At 37.5% G+C, this 19,014-nt stretch carries 17 protein-coding genes; 10 read left to right on the top strand and 7 right to left on the bottom strand.

Annotated elements, in window-relative coordinates; translation table 11 throughout:
* Position 1: 1 nt before the first annotated feature.
* The 3 genes from ACOMC3_RS10810 to ACOMC3_RS10820 all read right to left on the bottom strand — a co-directional run bounded on the left by ACOMC3_RS10810 (position 2) and on the right by ACOMC3_RS10820 (position 4,366).
* Positions 2–793, bottom strand: coding sequence for an anti-sigma factor family protein (locus ACOMC3_RS10810; protein WP_420315902.1), 792 nt, complete (start codon positions 791–793; stop codon positions 2–4).
* On the bottom strand, positions 783–1,415 hold the full coding sequence (locus ACOMC3_RS10815; protein WP_420315903.1) for an RNA polymerase sigma factor: 633 nt from the start codon (positions 1,413–1,415) through the stop codon (positions 783–785). The genes ACOMC3_RS10810 and ACOMC3_RS10815 overlap by 11 nt, the downstream gene beginning before the upstream one ends.
* A gap of 173 nt (positions 1,416–1,588) precedes the next feature.
* Complete coding sequence (locus ACOMC3_RS10820; RefSeq protein WP_420315904.1) at positions 1,589–4,366, bottom strand: S8 family peptidase; 2,778 nt, start codon at positions 4,364–4,366, stop codon at positions 1,589–1,591.
* A gap of 249 nt (positions 4,367–4,615) precedes the next feature.
* Here ACOMC3_RS10820 and ACOMC3_RS10825 point away from each other — a divergent pair, with 249 nt between their 5' ends.
* Positions 4,616–5,452: a M57 family metalloprotease gene (locus tag ACOMC3_RS10825; RefSeq protein ID WP_420315905.1), complete on the top strand. Its 837-nt coding sequence runs from the start codon at positions 4,616–4,618 to the stop codon at positions 5,450–5,452.
* A 49-nt stretch (positions 5,453–5,501) separates the two neighbouring features.
* Here ACOMC3_RS10825 and ACOMC3_RS10830 read toward each other — a convergent pair whose 3' ends face one another.
* On the bottom strand, positions 5,502–5,951 hold the full coding sequence (locus tag ACOMC3_RS10830; RefSeq protein WP_420315906.1) for a hypothetical protein: 450 nt from the start codon (positions 5,949–5,951) through the stop codon (positions 5,502–5,504).
* 107 nt (positions 5,952–6,058) lie between these two features.
* On the opposite strand from ACOMC3_RS10830, the gene ACOMC3_RS10835 reads away from it, so the two are divergent.
* The 4 genes from ACOMC3_RS10835 (at position 6,059) to ACOMC3_RS10850 (ending at position 11,210) form a co-directional block, all read left to right on the top strand.
* Entirely contained in the window at positions 6,059–6,574 is a 516-nt protein-coding gene (locus tag ACOMC3_RS10835) for an RNA polymerase sigma factor (RefSeq protein ID WP_420315907.1), read from the top strand.
* On the top strand, positions 6,571–7,452 hold the full coding sequence (locus ACOMC3_RS10840) for a FecR family protein (protein WP_420315908.1): 882 nt from the start codon (positions 6,571–6,573) through the stop codon (positions 7,450–7,452). Before ACOMC3_RS10835 ends, ACOMC3_RS10840 begins: the two co-directional genes overlap by 4 nt.
* Before the next feature lie 6 nt (positions 7,453–7,458).
* Entirely contained in the window at positions 7,459–10,107 is a 2,649-nt protein-coding gene (locus ACOMC3_RS10845; RefSeq protein ID WP_420315909.1) for a TonB-dependent receptor, read from the top strand.
* A gap of 89 nt (positions 10,108–10,196) precedes the next feature.
* Positions 10,197–11,210: a hypothetical protein gene (locus ACOMC3_RS10850; protein WP_420315910.1), complete on the top strand. Its 1,014-nt coding sequence runs from the start codon at positions 10,197–10,199 to the stop codon at positions 11,208–11,210.
* A 73-nt stretch (positions 11,211–11,283) separates the two neighbouring features.
* Here ACOMC3_RS10850 and ACOMC3_RS10855 read toward each other — a convergent pair whose 3' ends face one another.
* Positions 11,284–11,703, bottom strand: coding sequence for a hypothetical protein (locus tag ACOMC3_RS10855; protein ID WP_420315911.1), 420 nt, complete (start codon positions 11,701–11,703; stop codon positions 11,284–11,286).
* 147 nt (positions 11,704–11,850) lie between these two features.
* Positions 11,851–12,051: a hypothetical protein gene (locus ACOMC3_RS10860; protein WP_420319333.1), complete on the bottom strand. Its 201-nt coding sequence runs from the start codon at positions 12,049–12,051 to the stop codon at positions 11,851–11,853.
* Here ACOMC3_RS10860 and ACOMC3_RS10865 point away from each other — a divergent pair.
* From ACOMC3_RS10865 to ACOMC3_RS10885, 5 genes are all read left to right on the top strand, one after another.
* Positions 12,008–12,100, top strand: a complete 93-nt coding sequence (locus ACOMC3_RS10865) for a hypothetical protein (protein WP_420319311.1) — start codon at positions 12,008–12,010, stop codon at positions 12,098–12,100. The genes ACOMC3_RS10860 and ACOMC3_RS10865 overlap by 44 nt on opposite strands.
* A gap of 168 nt (positions 12,101–12,268) precedes the next feature.
* Positions 12,269–14,887 (top strand): ABC transporter permease, encoded by a 2,619-nt coding sequence (locus tag ACOMC3_RS10870; RefSeq protein ID WP_420315912.1) that lies wholly within the window; start codon positions 12,269–12,271, stop codon positions 14,885–14,887.
* A 25-nt stretch (positions 14,888–14,912) separates the two neighbouring features.
* Complete coding sequence (locus ACOMC3_RS10875) at positions 14,913–15,242, top strand: PadR family transcriptional regulator (RefSeq protein ID WP_420315913.1); 330 nt, start codon at positions 14,913–14,915, stop codon at positions 15,240–15,242.
* Entirely contained in the window at positions 15,242–15,631 is a 390-nt protein-coding gene (locus ACOMC3_RS10880) for a hypothetical protein (RefSeq protein ID WP_420315914.1), read from the top strand. Before ACOMC3_RS10875 ends, ACOMC3_RS10880 begins: the two co-directional genes overlap by 1 nt.
* Positions 15,632–15,709: 78 nt before the next feature.
* Complete coding sequence (locus ACOMC3_RS10885; protein ID WP_420315915.1) at positions 15,710–16,813, top strand: alkene reductase; 1,104 nt, start codon at positions 15,710–15,712, stop codon at positions 16,811–16,813.
* A gap of 34 nt (positions 16,814–16,847) precedes the next feature.
* On the opposite strand, the gene ppk1 is transcribed toward ACOMC3_RS10885, so the two are convergent.
* On the bottom strand, positions 16,848–18,947 hold the full coding sequence (gene ppk1 / locus ACOMC3_RS10890) for a polyphosphate kinase 1 (protein ID WP_420315916.1): 2,100 nt from the start codon (positions 18,945–18,947) through the stop codon (positions 16,848–16,850).
* Positions 18,948–19,014: the final 67 nt, after the last annotated feature.

Here is a 19,014-nt window from a genome sequence, read left to right on the forward strand (position 1 = left end):
TTTAGTATTGATTATCAATTTGAGTATTCTCTGAAGTCATCAAGTTGGTTAGGATCTGATCCGTTTGCATGCTAAACCTTTCGGCATTTTCATTGATATTTTCAAATTGAGTTTGAATTAATTCCATATCATCCTGTCTCTGAAGATCAAGAAAAATTGCAAAGTCTTGTATAACCTGATCTGTATACCTTCTCTGTTCTTGTTCAGATTCCTCCAAAAGTCCAGCTATCGTTTCGGCGTTATAACTTCTTAGTCGAACCAGGTAATTATTCAATAATTTCTGATCTAGCTCCGGATCATTTTGATTCATCTGGTTTACTAAATCAGCTTGAGTGTTCTCAATTTTCTGATTTACCAACTGATTGTTTTGATCAAGGGCTTCAGAAATCATTGCTTTCACCTGAGATTCTGTGAAAGTCAAATCATTAGCGTTTTCTATTTCTCCAAATGCAATTTTGATCTCACCTTCCTGTGAAGAAACTTTGAACGACGTGAGGTAACCAACCACCATTAACAGTGCAATACTTGCGGCAATTGATAATGGAATTTTCCACCAATTTTGATTCTTCGAACCAATGACAAGATGGGAAGTATCATTGAATGTAAAAGTGGGAACATCCACCTCCTTATCCTCCAATTTCCCTATTATTGAAAGCGTAGATCGAAGCTCGTCTAGTTCTAACTTGGCTTTCTCATTTCCAGAAAGATATGCCTCAACCTTCTTTCTTTCTGACTCACTAAGCTCATTATATATATAAGCTATCAATGTTGATTCTTCTGGTTTATAATTCATAACTCAATGTTTCTTTCGTTATCTTATTTTCTTCTAAATGGCTCTTCATCAATTTCAGACCTCTGTAAAGCCATGTTTTTACTGTGTTTTCAGAGGTATTGAGTACATCTGCTATTTCCCTAAATTTCATTCCCTCATATTCCTTCATAATGATGACAGTCCGTTGATCTTTTGGAAGTTTCTCCAGGCAATTGAAGAGGATTCTTTCTAATTCTATGTGACGATATTTCATTTCCGGATTGAAATACATTCCTTCAGCTTGCCCTTCCTCTTTTACAGAAATCTCTCCTTCCGCATTTTTGGAAGTAGTAAATGGTACCGTCTTAGCCCTTGATATTTTCCTCCCTTCCTCGTGACAATAATTTGTTGCGATACGATAGATCCAAGGTTTAAAACTTCCATTATCCTTCAACTTCTTTAGGTTTCGGAACACAGCAATGAAAGTCTTTTGTGTGATATCAGAAGCCAACTCTTCGACTGAACATTGCTTTAAAGCATAGTTGTAGATCCTTTTGTACCACAATCTCACCAACTGATTATAAGACTGTTCATCACCTGTCTTAGCTCGCTCTATCAGATCATTGGCATTCAGCATATTTAATTCTATCTGACTTGCTTGCATAATCTCTGGCGGCTAATTGATTGAAAGGTTCTCATCATATAAAGGCTTGGTTTCCTTTTAGATGATTCAATTGAAAAAAAAGTTTTAGAAACTCAAATATTTAATTAAGAATACTTATAACTGACTGATTTTCAGTACTTAATTTAACAATAAAAGCTAAAATGATAATGGAGTTATCGAATCAGAATCCGACCGGTATAGATTTTTCCATCTGCTTTCATTCTGTAATAGTAAATTCCAGATTGCATCCCTCCGGTGGGGATCACATCTTGGGAACCTTGGATTTCTTGTTTATGAACGAGTGCTCCTTGCTGATCTACAACTTCCAGCAAAGGAGTACGATCTTCAAACTCTTTGGTTATCACTGTAAAGAAATCCCCTGATTGAACAGGGTTTGGAAAGATTTTTAGAGGTATTTCGGTTAGGTAATAAACTGAGCCTGAGTATAGGGTTAGCATTTCCCCGTTAATAAACCGTATGATTGCACGGTGCTCATTATAACCCTGAATGGGTTCTGCATCAAGGTACAATAACTCATCACTTGACACATCATCAAATGAAGCTAATGTAGTATACCCATTGAAATTATTCCGTTGAAATTGAATGGATTCGATTCCATAAAAGGTCCCCAATGTGAGATTCAAATAGATGCCAGTATCCAACGATACTGTTTGGAAGAAAGTAGATACATAGCATTCAACCCCCTGGCGTGTAAAATCAAAAGTCGGTGTTGGTAATAATTTGTTTTCATCATTCAAAACAGGCTGAATAGATATTCGTGTATCTCCTAATGATGAAGCTTCTGATATTATTAGAAATGTATCGGAGGTATTTGTTAACTCCTCCATACGCTTCTCTCCAAGAGAAGAAACAATATAATTGACTGCATTGTCAGACTGATCCCATTTTATCATCAATGAATCAGCACAATTGAAACCTACAGATGCTTTTAATGGAACTGAAACGGTAAATGTATCCGTCTCAAATGCCTCAGATCCTATAGTCATTTTAGCTTTGACTGCACCATTGATAGAAGGTGGACTATCCCAACGCCAGTATCCTTCTGAAAGATCAATGCCATCATCAAGCAGTATCCAGTTATTTCCATCCAACGTGTAGCTGAATGCTCCAATCCCTTCTTTCGTAGTTGACCATCTAAAATATGAGCCTGTTTCTCCATTATAAGGCATGTTATCACTTCCTGTTGGAAAATCCCATTCAAATTGATTTTCTATTTCATATTGCCAGGTCACAAAATATTCCTGATCTGATATGATGGATGAAGCGTCTACTTCTATCGTATAAGTTGATGCAGGATTAGCGATGGTTACTTGCTCTACGTTATTTAATGTATCGATACCTCGTTCTGCTTCACTTGATAATGAAGAAATATTAGGACTAGGATCCAATATCCAAGGCAAAGTTTCTGATGAGCCGTCATCCAATCGCAGATCAAGGTCATTTACCAAGGCCTTGAAATCACCAATATTGGCTGCTGGATCTGTCCAAACAAGCGTTACCTTAAGATTTCTGACATTAGAAGGGATATTGACTATGAAAGTGTCAGTGTCCCCATTTGCAATAGTACCGGATGCAAACTGTGAGTTTCGCAATGATTGTAGGCTATTCCAGGCATTGACATTTCCATATCCTGTTAAAAAATCCGGTCCTTTAGGCCCAACATCTTCAGCTCCATTTATTAATAAAGCTTTAACCAGTGCTGAAGGCATGTCCTGCCCTCCATTATCCTCCCGATACTGCTGCTGTAAAAGGGTCGTAATGCCTGAAACCAATGCCGCTGAATTGGAACTACCAACAACACTATATGATACAACTTCAGGTTTTACTCTGCCATCATAGGTAGGTCCCTTGGAAACAAAAGAAGGAATATTGCCAACTGTATCTACTGAACCTACTACAAGCGTATTCTTGGCCATCTTTATATTACCTGTCAGGTTTGCGTATCCTTCAATACCTTGATACTGCCCATCTGTAGAAACTTCCAATCCTTCATTTCCGCTTGAAAAGACATGTAGAAGATTCCTGTTAGCGAAAGCACTTATGTCAAATGCTCGAGCTTGTACTCCATACTCATTGGTTCGATTGATCCCATAAGAATGATTCTGAACAATAATGCCCATATCTATATAAGCCTGATCAGAATCAGGCATTGCATCTGCGAAATCTGAGGAAGTGAGTGATGCATCTCTTGCAACTCCTTTTCCGGTAACAAATGAATTCCCAGCCCCTCCAATAATGGTGGCCATTTCAGTTGCATGATTATCCACAAACTCACTTTCTAAACCGGATAATTGAGATCGGTTGATTAGGTCTATATCATCATCACGAAATTGATTTTCCTGAAGGGATACCAATTCAGTTGATCCATTAAGCTCCGGATATAAATGATGAATTTTGTTTACCCTGTTTGGATTGAGGTTTAAATCTATCACCCTGGCTTCCACTCTAGGAATAACAACTTTATCAGTAATATGTAGAACATCACCTTGTGGCAACAATTTTTCTTTAATGTCCTTCAGCGATCCTTCAACCAGGTAAGTATTACTTGATGGATATGACTTCAGAATTTCAAATTCTTTTGAAAGAATGCCGTTTCCCCCCTTTGTTATCACATAATATTGCGTGCTACTAATACCAGCTAGATCCAGTTTCCAGTGATCATTTATATTCCATAGTTTATTCTCAATCATTAGGTCTGAATTTGCATAAACTATATGATGTCTGGAGTCATAAGATTTAATAATCTCTAATGACAAATACTTGTCTTTAATATCCGACAAATTACCCTCTATTAGGTAATATTTTCCAAACCTTATTTCAACATCATGACCTAATGCTGATGTGATATAATCGATGTAATGATTTGGGTTTTGAGAATGAGACGAATCCCACAGAACAATCATTAATAGACTTATTACAACACCTCTCATAGGTTCGGCAAATTAGATAAAACACAAGATATCTTCGATGAAAAAATATTATTCGTCGATTAATACATTATAACCACTTTCTATTTGGTTAAAATGTAATTTTTATAATGATTAATTGTACTCTGATGAATATAGACAATATTTTATTTTGTTTATCAATTGATAATGTTGAAAAAAAATAGAATATTGTTTTTATTTCTAATTACAGAATTTTATATATTGGCATTAAATGTTTAACCTAATATAATTATGAGAAGATTAAATTTTTCGCTTTGGAGCGTACTTATTATGTTCCTGGCAGTTGGTTTCACCTCTTGTTCTTCTGAAGAAGAAGCCCCAGTGGTTGAGGAAATTTCCGATGAAGTACTTGCACAATTTGAACAAAATGGTTTCGATGTGAGTGACATTGAAATTGTTAATCAGAAAAATGAATTGACTGGAGAAATTACCAGAGGATACATGTTAGAACAAGACATGTTCGTTCCGATGGAGCAATTTAGAGAATTGGTCAATGGCAACTTTTTTGGTCAATTAGAGCAGTACAGAACCAGTGCTTTGGTTTCCTCTGGCAATTACAACATTGACATCATCGGTTATACTGGTGGGTCTTATGCGCTAGATAATACCATGAGAACTGCACTACAGTGGGCTGTAAACAATTACAACAGACTAAATATCGGTCTGAACTTCAACTTATCTTATGGAACAAACTATGGCAACAAAGACATAGTTGTTTATAAAGTAAGTGGTGGTGGAGGCGGATCTGCAGGATTCCCTTCAGGTGGTAAGCCTTACAAGTGGGTTCAAATCCAGTCTGGAACCAGCAGTTATGGTACTAATGTTGTTGAGCACGTGATCACTCATGAAATTGGACACTCGGTAGGTTTCCGTCACACGGATTACTTTGACAGATCAATTTCTTGTGGATCTGGAGGAAACGAAGGTAGTGCAGGCGTTGGTGCTATTCACATCCCTGGAACTCCAACAGGAGCTGATATGAATTCTATCATGCTTGCTTGTTTTAGCTCAAGCGAAGACGGAGAGTTCGGAAGCTATGATGTCACGGCTCTGGAATATCTCTATTAAAAAAAGTACCTCACCAAAGAAGAAGCCGATTCATTTGAATCGGCTTTTTTCATTTAATGTCCAGAAGTTTGAATGATTTGCCTCCAAAATCGATCGTCTCAGCAGCTTTTTTTCCTTCCATTGATTTAGCAATAGGTGCCCCTATTGATATTGCAAAAACCTTTTGCCCGTCAACATCTATTAGACCAAGAGGGACACTAATGAAATAAATGCCATTTTCAGATGTTACCAGGCTTCCATGCTTTACTGAGGATATATGAAGGTCCGGATCAATGGATTTCAAACTAGATAATTGATTATAGAAAATATCCAATTGACCATTCAGACGATTTCTTTCCTGATTCATTACCTCCCTTCCAGTCTCATACTTATCACCCATACTACTCTTGGAATCAGTTATCACCGATTGACGAACCTCTTCAATTTCAGACTTCAAATCTGAAATTTTCCTATCCAGAAGATCTATACACACTGCAAGCACATTCTTTTTCTTAATCATAATCTTACCAAACTTAGTAGGAAAAATGGTAGGGTAAAATAGATTTCACCTGTATCACCTAAGGAATGATGCGGTGACACAATTATATTTGGGTACTATTACCTTAAATGAAAATCACCCATACATTTACCAAGGATGACCTAAAAATGCTCTATGATGAGTATTTTGAAAGCATTCGTGGGTTTTTATACTATAAATGTGGAGACATTGACCTTGCTGACGATTTGGTGCAGGAGACCTTTATAAAAGTGTGGAGTAAAAGAGATACAATCGATAAAGAAACTGTTAAAAGTTTATGCTATACCATAGCTAATAATCTATTGATGAATCATTTTAACCACGAAAAGGTGGTAAGAGAACATCAAAAATCTACTCCAATGGCACTTTCCAGCGAATCAAATTCACCACAATTTCAAATGGAGGAAGCTGAGTTTGAAGAAAAACTTAATAAGGTTTTATCGAATTTACCAGAAGATTGTCGAGAGGTGTTTTTGATGAATCGTATCGATAAACTGAAGTATGCAGAAATAGCAGAGCGATTGGGCTTGAGTGTAAAAGCCATTGAAAAAAGGATGAGTAAAACCATTGGAATACTCAAAGAGGCATTAGGAAGAAAAATATGAGTGATTTAGATAAATATCGAAAAATACTCAATCATCAGGAGGATAAAGTGAATGACGAGCTCTCTCAGTTTCTTGATAAAACTTCGAAAGCGAAACTCCCGAAAGGAAAGACTAAAGATCAAATCTGGAGCCAAATAGAAAGTGCCATTAATGAAGAAAAGAAAACCGTACCTATTTGGACATATATAAGCATTGCCGCAAGCTTAATACTTGTCGCATCATTGGTATTTTTATTCAATCGATCTGAAACAACACCTGTTAAAGAGCTCTCATATACCATTCCAGTTGCTGACTCTCAAATCATAGATTTACCAGATGGCTCTCGGGTTACGGTCAATGCTAATTCCTCAATTAACTTCTCAGAGAAATGGGACCGAAAAGTAAAACTGGAAGGAGAGGGATTTTTTGAAGTCGTTGAAGGAAGTAAATTCACTGTTGCGACCTCAAATGGTTCCGTCGAAGTACTTGGTACTTCATTCAATGTCTACTCACGAGATTCCGTTTTTGAAGTTGCCTGTAAAACGGGGAAAGTAAAAGTTGAAATCCCATCTAAATCGATAAGTGAGGCACTGACTCCAGGTGAATCAATCCGACTGGAAACAGATACCATTAAACGCACCTCTTTAGATGTGGAATTAGTTGGGAAGTGGAAATCAGGTGAGTTTTATTTCAGTGAGCAGCGTCTTTCTAACGTCTTAAAGGAAGTTGAACGACAATTTGGCGTTTCGGTGATACTCCCAGATAGTTCAGACTTTGTATTTGACGGGTATTTTACCAACAAGAGCATAGAAAGTGCACTTGATATGGTTTGTCTTCCTCTTGGTCTAACGTATGAAGAAACTGGGAATAAAACATACGCCATTAAGGAATTGGAGTAAGCAACTATGCGAACTCATATTACCATAGCCATCTTTCTTCTAGCTCTAATTGCAGGCGCTCAGCAAAATTTCAGTCTATCTATTGAGGATGAAACACTTACGAGTGTTATTAAATCTTTAGCAAAGACTTATGACTTAAAGTTTTCTTATAGTCCCCGGGTCCTGTCTAAGCATCGTATTACAAAAGATATTCGTGCCCGATCTCAAGATGAATTGATAAGTAAAGTGTTTGAGAATCAGCCATTCGAACTGAAATTAACGGACGGAATCTATCTGGTTATCCCAATAAAGGAAGAGCCAAAAGAGAAACCGATCATTGGGCAGGTTTATGACGGTGAAAGCGGTGAGCCTTTAGCTTTTGCACATGTAAAAACCGAAGATAAAGGTACTTTAAGTGCTCCAAGTGGAAGATTTAGCCTACCTCCTACTCCAGACACAGTAACATTAACCGTTAGCTATATTGGCTATGAAGATATGGAGCTGAAAGTAGCACCCAATCAAGGGAATATTACACTTAGATTAAACCAAAATCCTCAAGAATTACAAGAAGTAGTGCTAACGGCCGAAACAGATAATTTCAATCCAGATCCCTCTTTTTTTAGTCTTAACCCACAACAATTTAGCTCACTACCTATGCTTGGTGAAACAGACGTTTTCAAGACTTTGCAACTTTTGCCAGGCGTAAGGGCTACTGATGAAACTTCTTCCGGGCTCATTTTGAGGGGAAGTGTTCCATCACAAAATCTGGTACTGATGGATGGTTTTACACTGTATAATTTAGACCATTTCTTTGGCATATTTAGCACGTTAAACCCCAATGCTATCAACAATGTCAGCATTTATAAAGGTGGATTCGGACCTCAATATGGTGGTCGTGTTTCATCTGTAATCGACGTTACAGGAAAAAATGGAGGTACCGATGGCTTCAATGGGTATGCAGGACTAAACATGCTTTCTTTCAACACCACCTTAAATTTTCCGCTTGGCAGTAAAACCTCTGCGCTGTTTGCCTTTCGTCAATCGTTTACGGATATAGTTAACTCCGATCTCTACCAGGACTTTTTAACCTCAAGCAGGCAAAACTTTCTTGAATCCATTAGCCCTGAGCTTAATGCAATCAGCTTATCACCCTCTTTGCAATTCAATGATATCAATGCTAAAGTACAGCATCGATTTAGCCAACGATCTGCACTAGATGTCAATTTTTATGCAAGTGAAGATTTTTATGAAGCTAACTACATTGACGGAGATGAGTTTGCCGAATATGAAGTACTGGATGAATCCAATTGGGCCAATGCTGGTATAAGTTTAAATCTCAAAAGCCAATTAAGTCCGACTTGGTATAATAACACAACGCTAAGTGCCTCAGAATATCGGGAAGATGAATCTGTTTCGATCACGCAAACTTTCTTACAGGATCTGTCTTTTGGAGAAGATAGCATCGCCGCAAATACCAGCTTTGTTTATTTCAATCATAGTATAGGGAGTTCGGTTGGTGATGTAACCATTAAATCTGAAAATGAAATAGACCTTGACGATCAGAATTCGATCTCTGGAGGCATTGAATTGAATACGATTTCAACTAATTATGAAACAAGTCAGAGCTTCTTAGTAGATCTAACCAGTACTGTGGGATATACCGATACACTCAATATAGAGGCAGGCATCTTCAGCCTTTACGGCAATTATCAATTTAAAAAAGATGATATAACAACAAATATTGGCTTAAGAACCTCTTTCTACGACCAAACAGATAAATGGTATCTGGAACCTCGTTTTGACATGGGCATTCGATTGAATGATCGGTTTTCAATAAAAGGTGCAGCAAGCTATCACCACCAATTTATTACACAGACTTCATTATCTATTCTTCAGAATACAGACCAATTCTACTGGGTTTTGGCCGACGATAAAATAATTCCGGTTCAACGAAGCACCCATTTCATATTTGGTGGCAATTATTCTTTTAACAAATGGTCCATTGATGCTGAATATTATAATAAACGAACCGAGGGAATTGTTGAGAATCAATTTCTTGTCTTACCTCCAGAAGTAATCGCATTGCTCTTGCAAGAAGAACTAAATCTCTCTGGTCAAAATTTTTCAGAGGGGTTGGATTTATTCATAAAATACAGAAACAAAACATTCACTTCTTGGCTCAGCTACTCACTGGGAAGATCGGAAAACTCTTTTTGGTACCGAAACCAAAACAATCCGTACCCTTCACAGCAAGATCAAAGACATGAGCTTAATTTCACTAATATCCTTAAACTTGGTAAATGGGAATTATCCAGTGTTCTACTATTAGGTACAGGGCAGAGATATACACCAGCAAATCCGGAATTCGGAATTGATAATGACTCAGAGTCCATCTATGATCTCAGTACCATTAACTCAGAAAAATTACCCGCCTATAAGCGATTTGATCTTTCAGCTAAATACAATTTCAATTTAGGAAAGCTTCAATGTGAGACGGGTGTTACATTATTCAATGTGTTCAACTATCAGAATACTAAATCCAGAAAATTGACGGTTCGATATGTTTTTGACGAACAATCAAATGCAAACAATGCGACCGATCGAATTGATGTCATTCCATTAGATACGAAGTTGCTAGGCTTTACACCTAATTTTTTCTTCAACATTCGATTCTAAAACGCATTTTTCTTGAAAAAGTGAATTTTTTCGGTAGGGTGAATTTCCACATGCCTGTACCACTACTGAAACACAAAACACAAAAGCGCATGAAAACTAAAAAATCAATTATTGCCTCACTTTGGGTTGCTTTGGCTTTACTCGTATGGTCATGTGATGATGGAGGCGAGATTCTTGTTGAACCTCAACAGGAAAATATTGTAAGTGAAAACTTACTGGTAAACTCTAACTCAGCATTAACGCGGCTTAGAAGCAATGGAATAGGTGGACCGATGGGTGCCCTTTTTGGAAACTTCCAAGGAAGTAATAATGGTCGAGCCGTTAGCTCCCCATCGGCAATGTTTAAACATAGGACTGCAAATGATTCTTCTGATCATCAGTCGACATGTCTTGTAGAAACATGGGAAGATGATGGACAAGGAAATTATACCTACACATTAGATTTTGGAGATGGATGCGATTTTTATGGAGAGTGGTTAAAAGGTAAGCGAGTAGAGCAAGGTTCGTATAGTGAAAATAGTTTTAGCTCTACCGCTACATATACAAACTTTGGTGGTCATGATTGGACCATTGATGGTACGCATAGCTTTAATGGAACATGGGAAGATACAGAGAAAGATGCAAATTCAGACCCTGCTGATACCGCAGACTATTACTTCAATGCGAGCTATGAGTTCAGTGCTGACTTATCCACTAGTTACATGGAATATGGTCATGATTCAACAACTGACGTATCTACTGGAGAACGGTTGATTGAAGTTGACTATGTTGCTCAAGGCGCAGAAGAAATCGATCAGGACGGGTATACAGTTAAGTCTCGATCTGAATCTGTTGAAGTAAGTACTGGAGAATCCTTTAGTGCACAGGTAGATATCCCATTGTACTATGACTTTAAATGTGAAGATGAAGGAGTTTGGATTTATGTAAGTGGTGAAGAATCTGGTAGCTACACATATGGAGATCAAACCGGAACATACAGCATCAATTATGGTGACGGAGAATGTGACAACATAGTCACAGTTACTGAAAATGGCATATCCCAGGAAGTAGATTTAGGAGAGGCTTGGGATGATTGGGAAAATGAATGCGGTAATGAAAGTTAACAGGCGAATTTCTCAGGTTAGTTGAAAAAAGTGCCCATGGAGAAATCCAGGGCACTTTTACATTATACACCTACTACTCACCTAAATCCTTAACTGTTTCTCTTATTTCATTTTTTACTTCATTGAAGCTATTTTCAATATCTGACATGGCATTATCAACATCGGTCTTAACCTCTTCCCAATTGTCCTTTGAGGAGTTTTTAATTTTATCAATTGAATCATTTAAGTCAGTTTTCTTGTCTTCAAGATTCGCTTTTGCCTCCTCTAGCGTTCGCTCTACCGGACCTTCATTGATGTCTAATTTATCTTCTAAATTTTCAATTGCATCGTCAATATTTGTTTTCATTTTTTCCAGATCAGCTATCACTTCCTCCTTCTGTTTTTCAAAATCACTTTGACTAGAATTTTCTGGATTGCAAGCAAATAAGAAAATCAATGCAATGATTGATAATGATTTCATTGTCAGTTTTAGATATTGAGTTATAGCTTTCATTTTTATGTATGTTTTAAAGTTCATATTCGATTATAACTGTAGAAAAAGCATACCAACTGACCGAATACAGTTTAAATCATGTTTAAAGGCTTTTCTTCGTCCAGCTGCATTCTCATTTTGAGAATATAACCTTCAGATTGAGATAGTTTAGATCAGAATATTAGGTCTGAGTCCGTAAGAAGGACAGGCATGATCTTCTCTATTCAAATAAGCATTTTGAACTATTATCATTTTTATCATGCTTACATGGACATTAATATTTCTTATCGTTGCACTGGTAGCCGGACTTTTCGGATTCACCAAACTGGCGAGGGGTGCAGCTGGTATCGCTAGATTCTTATTTTTCATTTTTGTAGTTCTCTTAATCCTTTCTATGGTGACAGATCTCTTCGCTTAGAAATTATAAAATCATTGAGCTCAGTTTTACAGCTGAGCTATTTTTTTCAATCAATTTCTACATAAACGAAACATATTAAAATTTAGCTCGTTAATGATATTCATTAATCAATTTCTACATATACGAAAGATTTAGTAACCTTACCAAAAAATTGGAGTTGAACAGGTAATGAAAGTGAATAATACCAGGCCGCCAAAATGGATTCAACGATTAGTTGAGCGGTATTGTGAACCTTATTTATTTGAAGGTATCTCTGGTGATTTAGAAGAGCTTTTTTTCGAAAATGTAGATCAAAAAGGTCCTGTGAAGGCAAAGTTCATATACTTACTTCAGACAATTGGCTTTTTCAGGATGAGGTTTAAAAAACGATCAAAAAGAGTATCAAATATGAAAGCTATCTGGTCCAACTATTTACTTACATCATTTCGTTCGCTTAAAAGACACAAGTCATTTTTTGCAATCAATTTGGCTGGTCTAACAGTCGCAATCACTTGTTCACTTTATGCACTGGTTTTTGTGCAAGATGAGTTGAATTATGATTCGCACCTATCTCAAAAAAATCAAATCTATAGGCTCTATAAACGTCACATTAACATTGCCGAAAATAAAGATTTACTAACCTATGAAACTTCAGGGATGATGGGTCCGATCATGACTGAAGAATATCCGGAGATTGAAGCATTTTCCAGGGTACTTCCGTGGTGGGATCCAGTTGTATTCACCTTTGATGAAAAAAACGTAGTTAGTAATTCTCTTTATGTCGTGGATTCAACATTTCTGAGTCTTTTTGATGTGGAAATGATTAGTGGAGTAAAAACATCTTCGTTAACTGCGCCATCTTCCGTTGTTCTAAGTGAATCACTTGCGAAATCACTTTTCGGAAATGAAGATCCTTTAGGAAAAGTGGTTGAAGGAGTTAGCGGTGACTTAAAGTTTACGGTAACTGGAGTTTTCAAATCCTCTCCACGTCAATCTTCACTGCAATTTGATGCTCTGATCTCATGGACTACTACCGTTCCAAATATTGGTCCTATGGCTCAAAATTGGATGAATAATTGGCTTGCCCAAGGGATTTACACATTTGTGAAATTATCTGATGGAGCAGACTCCAAGATCGTTGAGGACAAATTATTAAATATGATGGAGTTACATTTTGCTGAACGGGCAGAAAACTACTTTTTAAAACTCCAGCCAATACCAAACATGTATTTGTATGGTGATGACATCATGAATGGAAGAGGCATGAAAACTGGTAGTATCAAGTTTATAAAACTATTGGCTTTCTCTGCCATTCTTATTCTTATCATCGCAAGTGTAAATTATGTGAATATCGCTTTGTCAAAGGCCTCTCAAACACATACAGAAGTAGGTATTCGTAAAGTCATGGGATCAACTCGCAATCAATTGATGGGACGCTTTGTATCTGAGACTGTATTTATCACATTAATAGCTTCGATCATCAGTCTGGTGACAGTTTACATAATAATTCCGGAAGTAAATCAGCTAGCAGGTAAGGACATACCTAGATTATCAGTTTTTCAACCGACAGTAATTATTGGGTTACTTTCCTTCATTCTTTTCATAAGCTTATTAGTAGGATCATATCCTGCCTTTGTACTATCATCACCTTCAACCGCAAGTATTCTAAAATCATCAGCAGGTACGGTAAAAGGTGCAGGTTGGTTTAGAAAGGCTTTGTTGATACTTCAATATTCAACTTCTATTTTTCTGATAATTTGCACTATTGCTATTATCAAACAAACAAATTACTTACTCAATAAGCCACTTGGTTTTGATAGAGAGCAAATATTAGTCGTAGATATTTATAATGAAGTTGGTCCTAAATCTGATGTCTTTAAATCAAAGCTCATTAGTCATCCAAATATTGTTTCTGTTTCGACAGGCCGTTCAGCTATTGGAGGTGGGTCGTATACAACCAGAGTTACACCTGAAGGATATGATGGTGAATTAGGAACACGCATGTTTGGAATTGATTATGATTTCTTTAAAACATACGGTATTGAAACCAATATCGGTCGAGCTTTTGAAAGTGGCTATGGCCTAGATTCTTCAGCTCTGATGGTCAATCAAGCATTTATTGAATACACGGGCTGGAAAGATCCGCTCAATAAGAAAGTGACATTTTCGTCAGGTAACTCATATTCCATTATCGGAGTAGTAAACAACTTTCATATCAATTCGCTTGCTACTTCTGAAATAGAACCGATGATTCTATTCATTAACTTAACGCAGAACTATGCATCCATAAAAATTGGACCGGGAGACTTTAAAGAAACGGTAAGTTTTGTTGCAGAAGTGTATGATGAATTAGCGGAAAAAACTCCATTCAACTATTACTTTGTTGACCAATGGTTTGAAGACCTTTATGAAAAAGAACAGCGTGTGCTGAGCATTACTACAATTTATGCCATAATTAGTATAATCTTATGTGCATTAGGTCTCTATGGCCTTACTGCATTATTACTTCAGCAGCGGACTAAAGAAATAAGTATTAGAAAGGTTTTAGGAGCACCTATTTCAAGTATCGTAGCGATGATGAATAAGCAATTTATGACTATTGTCTTGGTCAGCTTTCTACTCGCTGCACCACTGGCATACTACATGATCGATAACTGGCTAGATCAGTTTGTTTACAAGATTGCATTAGGTGCACTTTCATTCATCTTAGCCGGAGTAATCTCAATGCTAATAAGCACATTGATAATAAGTGGACTCTCAATAAAAACCGCTAATACAAACCCATCACAGACATTGAGCAACGAATGATTCGCACAACTTACCAAACGATATTATGAAAGGAACGAACCTCGGAGAATTAGAAGAATTGATCATGCTTACTGTAGCTGTTCTTTATGATGAAGCTTATGGTGTGGCCATTCAAAAAGAGATTAAAAAAAGGTGCAATCGATCCATTACCATAAGTACTGTTCATGCGGCTTTGGCCAGACTACAGTCAAAAGGATATGTAGACTCTCGCTACGCGGGTGCTACACCGGAACGAGGTGGGCGAAGAAAACATCTTTTTCGGGTAACAAAATCAGGTCAAAAAGTGTTGGAGCAAGTGAAAGAACAACGTAATGCAATTTGGAATGAAATCCCTTCTGTTGCGTTTAATGCTTAATGATTTTTGATACCTCCTATTCAGATAAAGAGACTACCAAGAAAATTAACCATTCGGTAGGGTCACCATATTCTTGGAAAGAACGATGGAAATTGCGTGGCATTGGTTCTCGCAGAATGACCGTTCATGATATCAGTGAAGATTATAAAAAGTATATGAATGCTGATCATTACATCTCAACAGCTAGTATAGAGCTCAGACCTAAAGGTATCATTATTCATTTCAGACATAAGCTACAGGCATATTCATGGGTAATGCCATTTGATTCTTTGACAATCCATTCCAGTGATTCACTAAAACTGGAATGTGATGGTAAGTACATCAAATTCAATGAACCAGGCAATGATAAGTTCATCCGACAAATGATCGATCTATCTAAGAATTCTTAACAAATATTCAAACAATACGAACTCATTTACATTTATATATGTATATACATTTAATGTAAATACTTTAATATTTAAATTATGAGTAATTCAACCTTATTTAAAGAATATATTCTCAAAGACATCACGCTAAAAAACAAAGTAGTAATGGCGCCTATGACACGAAGTAGGGCAGATCAAAATCATGTGCCTACCTCAATTATGGCAAAGTACTACGAGCAGCGTTCAGACGCTGGAATGATTATAACAGAAGGAACAGCTCCTTCTCCAAATGGTGCTGGATATCCCCGAATCCCTGGAATTTATAATGAAGAGCAAGCGAAAGCATGGAAACCCGTGACCAAGGCAGTACATGATGCAGGTGGTAAAATTTTCATACAATTGATGCATACCGGAAGGGTATCCCATCCTCTCAACCTACCGGATGGTGCTGAAGTAGTTGCACCTTCTCCTATTGCACCAGCATCAACAGAAATGTACACTGATCAAAAGGGTAATCAGAAAATACCAGTACCTAAAGAGATGAATACAGCAGATATTGAGCAAGCCATTGAAGAGTATGTGCAGGCAGCTGAAAATGCTATAACAGCTGGTTTTGATGGTGTAGAACTCCATGGAGCAAATGGATATTTAATTGAGCAATTCATTAATCCTGGAAGTAATAGACGGACTGATGAATACGGAGGAGCTGTAGAAGGTAGATCTAAATTTGCTTTGGAAGTTGCTGCCCGTACTGCCAATGCCATCGGTTCAAATAAAGTTGGAATTCGATTATCACCTGGAGGAGCATTTAATGATGTTAATCCATTCGATGGACAGGAAGAAACCTACTTCTTTTTAGCAGAAAAGCTCAAGGAAATAGGTCTTTTGTACATCCATTTGGTGGACCATTCATCCATGGGTACACCGGAAGTTCCTAAAACACTGAAAGAAGGAATCAGAGACCGTTTTGAAGGTACAATCATATTATCCGGGGGATACAACAGAGACAAAGCAGAAAAGGATTTGAATGATGGTCTTGGTCATCTGGTAGCATTCGGAAGACCATTTATCTCTAATCCAGATCTTGTAGAACGAATGAAACAAGGAGTTGATTTAGCGGATCCTGATTTCAACACTTTTTACACTCCTGGTGAAAAAGGATATACGGATTATCCAAAATTGGAATTGAGTAATGTAGGTTAGTGAAGAGTGAGGCCCGCTGAGAAGCGGGCTTTTTTTATGCAAATAATTTAGCTTTCATAACACCCTCACGCTTTACTTTATAAAACTCATGATGAATATCGAATGGAGGATTACCGTTTGGCTCCAAGTGCACATAAGAGCCATCTTCATTCATTTCGTAGGTATTCACATTGTCTTTGAGGTTGTAAGCCAAAATATTGACGGCCTGCTGCTTCAAAAGTGGATCTGAAATGATAAATAATGACTCCAACCTACGATCAAACGAGCGAACCATCATATCAGCTGAGCCACAGTACACTTTAGGATCGCCCTCATTATGAAAGTAAAAAATCCTGGAGTGTTCCAGGTATTCTCCAACGATTGATCGCACTGAAATATTCTCACTAAGTCCACTCCTACCCGGCCTCAAACAACAGATTCCTCTAACAATCAACTTTATCGGCACACCTGCTTTTGAGGCTTTATAGAGCGATAGAATTACATCTTTGTCTTGTAGGGAATTTAATTTAATTACTATACCACTTGATTTTCCAGCTTCAGCATTATCCCTTTCCTTTTCAATCAAACCAATCAAACCCTGACGCATGTGAGTGGGTGCTGTGATCAGATTGTCATACTCCTCAGGCATGCTATGACCTGTAATTACATTGAAGAATTCCTGTACATCATTGGCATAGGATTCATCGGATGTCAATAAACTTAGATCGGTGTACAATTTGGCGGTGGCTTCATTGTAGTTTCCGCTGCTCATATGAACAAAGCGATTTACTTTCTCTTTTTCCTTCCGAACGATTAACAAAAGCTTAGTATGAGTCTTGAGTGAGCCTACGCCATAAATCACAAAACAACCTGCTTTTTGAAGCTTGAGTGCTTGCTTCATGTTATTTTCCTCATCGAATCTAGCCTTAACTTCAAACAGTACTGAGACGTGCTTTCCATTCTCAGCAGCCTGCAATAAGGCGTCAACTACCCTACTATTCTTAGCCAAACGATAGATGGTAAGCTTAATCGACAACACATGTGGATCTTCCGCTGCTTGCTCTAGCAAATCTAATAGTGGCTCAATCGTATTGTATGGATGGTGCAAAAGGATGTCTCGATCTTTCAAAATCTTAAACATGTCCTGATGCTCAATATCAGACATACTTATTGGTGGAGCAGGCTTTGGCCGAACTGGTAAGAATGAGATAAAGTCCTCATGATTTACAATTTGCCAAAGGCATGTAAAGTCAATCAATGAGCCCTGTGGAGTGACCTTAATGTTCTCACTACCGATTTCATATCGCTTTTTTAACTGCTTGATTAACCATGGATCCGCCTCCTCTTCCACTTCCATCCGTACCACACGACCAGTCTTTCGCGTTTTAAGCTTTTTCTTCATCTCCTCCAGAAAATTCGCTTCAATATCTTCTGACTCTTCCAGAGTGAAGTCTCCATTTCTAGTAACGCGAAATAATGAACTAGATAGAATCTCTACGTTTTTAAATACATGATCCAGGTGTTGATCTACAATCTTTTCAATCGGAACGAAAGTCACCTTGTCCTTATCATTGATCTCAAAAAACCTTGGCAGGTTTTGAGGTAGTTGAATGAAAGACATTTTCTTTTTTTCTCTCGATTTCAGCGCCTTGGTGACTACTCCGAAAATCAAGATGTTATTCACCAATATCGGAAAAGAATGATACGGATCGAAGACCATTGGTGTAAGCATTGGGAAGATGGTCTTCTCAAAGTATTTACTTGCTAACCTCTGTTGTTTTTCTGTCAGTTCTTCGTAACCCTTGATCTCAAAATTATGCTGCTTAAACGAAGGCTTTAGATCCAGAAAAAGCTGATTTTGCTGCTTTCCAAATTCTTTCAGTCCAGAAAGTAATTCACTTTTGAAGGGTATGACACTTAAGCCAGAATAGTCTATGCGATCATTACCATAATCCAGGTAGTTGTATAAACTGCCTACACGAATCATGTTAAACTCATCCGCATTGCTTGAAGTAATTGCCAGGAACTTAAGCTTTTCAAACAGGTTGCGCTTTTCCTTGCGCGCCTGATCAAGCACGCGATGATTAAACTGTAACCAGCTTAAGTCTCGACTGATTAGGTCGCTTTTACCAATGAGTTCGTGAGTGTTTTGCATTGAGGTGAGAATGATTCATTTGAGCTTGTCGAAACATAACATCTCGACAAGCTCAACATGATAATCA

Source organism: Ekhidna sp. (assembly GCF_965212185.1).
In the GTDB taxonomy this organism is placed as follows: domain Bacteria; phylum Bacteroidota; class Bacteroidia; order Cytophagales; family Cyclobacteriaceae; genus Ekhidna.

Bases quoted from the DNA above. Each gene is read 5' to 3' on its own strand.
- ACOMC3_RS10840 (WP_420315908.1), top strand. From the start codon at position 6,571: ATGAGTGATTTAGATAAATATCGAAAAATACTCAATCATCAGGAGGAT.
- ACOMC3_RS10820 (WP_420315904.1), bottom strand. From the start codon at position 4,366: ATGAGAGGTGTTGTAATAAGTCTATTAATGATTGTTCTGTGGGATTCG.
- ACOMC3_RS10850 (WP_420315910.1), top strand. From the start codon at position 10,197: ATGAAAACTAAAAAATCAATTATTGCCTCACTTTGGGTTGCTTTGGCT.
- ACOMC3_RS10875 (WP_420315913.1), top strand. From the start codon at position 14,913: ATGAAAGGAACGAACCTCGGAGAATTAGAAGAATTGATCATGCTTACT.
- ACOMC3_RS10825 (WP_420315905.1), top strand. From the start codon at position 4,616: ATGAGAAGATTAAATTTTTCGCTTTGGAGCGTACTTATTATGTTCCTG.
- ACOMC3_RS10880 (WP_420315914.1), top strand. From the start codon at position 15,242: ATGATTTTTGATACCTCCTATTCAGATAAAGAGACTACCAAGAAAATT.
- ACOMC3_RS10870 (WP_420315912.1), top strand. From the start codon at position 12,269: ATGAAAGTGAATAATACCAGGCCGCCAAAATGGATTCAACGATTAGTT.
- ACOMC3_RS10855 (WP_420315911.1), bottom strand. From the start codon at position 11,703: ATGAAAGCTATAACTCAATATCTAAAACTGACAATGAAATCATTATCA.
- ACOMC3_RS10815 (WP_420315903.1), bottom strand. From the start codon at position 1,415: ATGCAAGCAAGTCAGATAGAATTAAATATGCTGAATGCCAATGATCTG.
- ACOMC3_RS10830 (WP_420315906.1), bottom strand. From the start codon at position 5,951: ATGATTAAGAAAAAGAATGTGCTTGCAGTGTGTATAGATCTTCTGGAT.
- ACOMC3_RS10885 (WP_420315915.1), top strand. From the start codon at position 15,710: ATGAGTAATTCAACCTTATTTAAAGAATATATTCTCAAAGACATCACG.
- ppk1 (WP_420315916.1), bottom strand. From the start codon at position 18,947: ATGCAAAACACTCACGAACTCATTGGTAAAAGCGACCTAATCAGTCGA.
- ACOMC3_RS10845 (WP_420315909.1), top strand. From the start codon at position 7,459: ATGCGAACTCATATTACCATAGCCATCTTTCTTCTAGCTCTAATTGCA.
- ACOMC3_RS10835 (WP_420315907.1), top strand. From the start codon at position 6,059: ATGAAAATCACCCATACATTTACCAAGGATGACCTAAAAATGCTCTAT.
- ACOMC3_RS10860 (WP_420319333.1), bottom strand. From the start codon at position 12,051: ATGAAAAATAAGAATCTAGCGATACCAGCTGCACCCCTCGCCAGTTTG.
- ACOMC3_RS10810 (WP_420315902.1), bottom strand. From the start codon at position 793: ATGAATTATAAACCAGAAGAATCAACATTGATAGCTTATATATATAAT.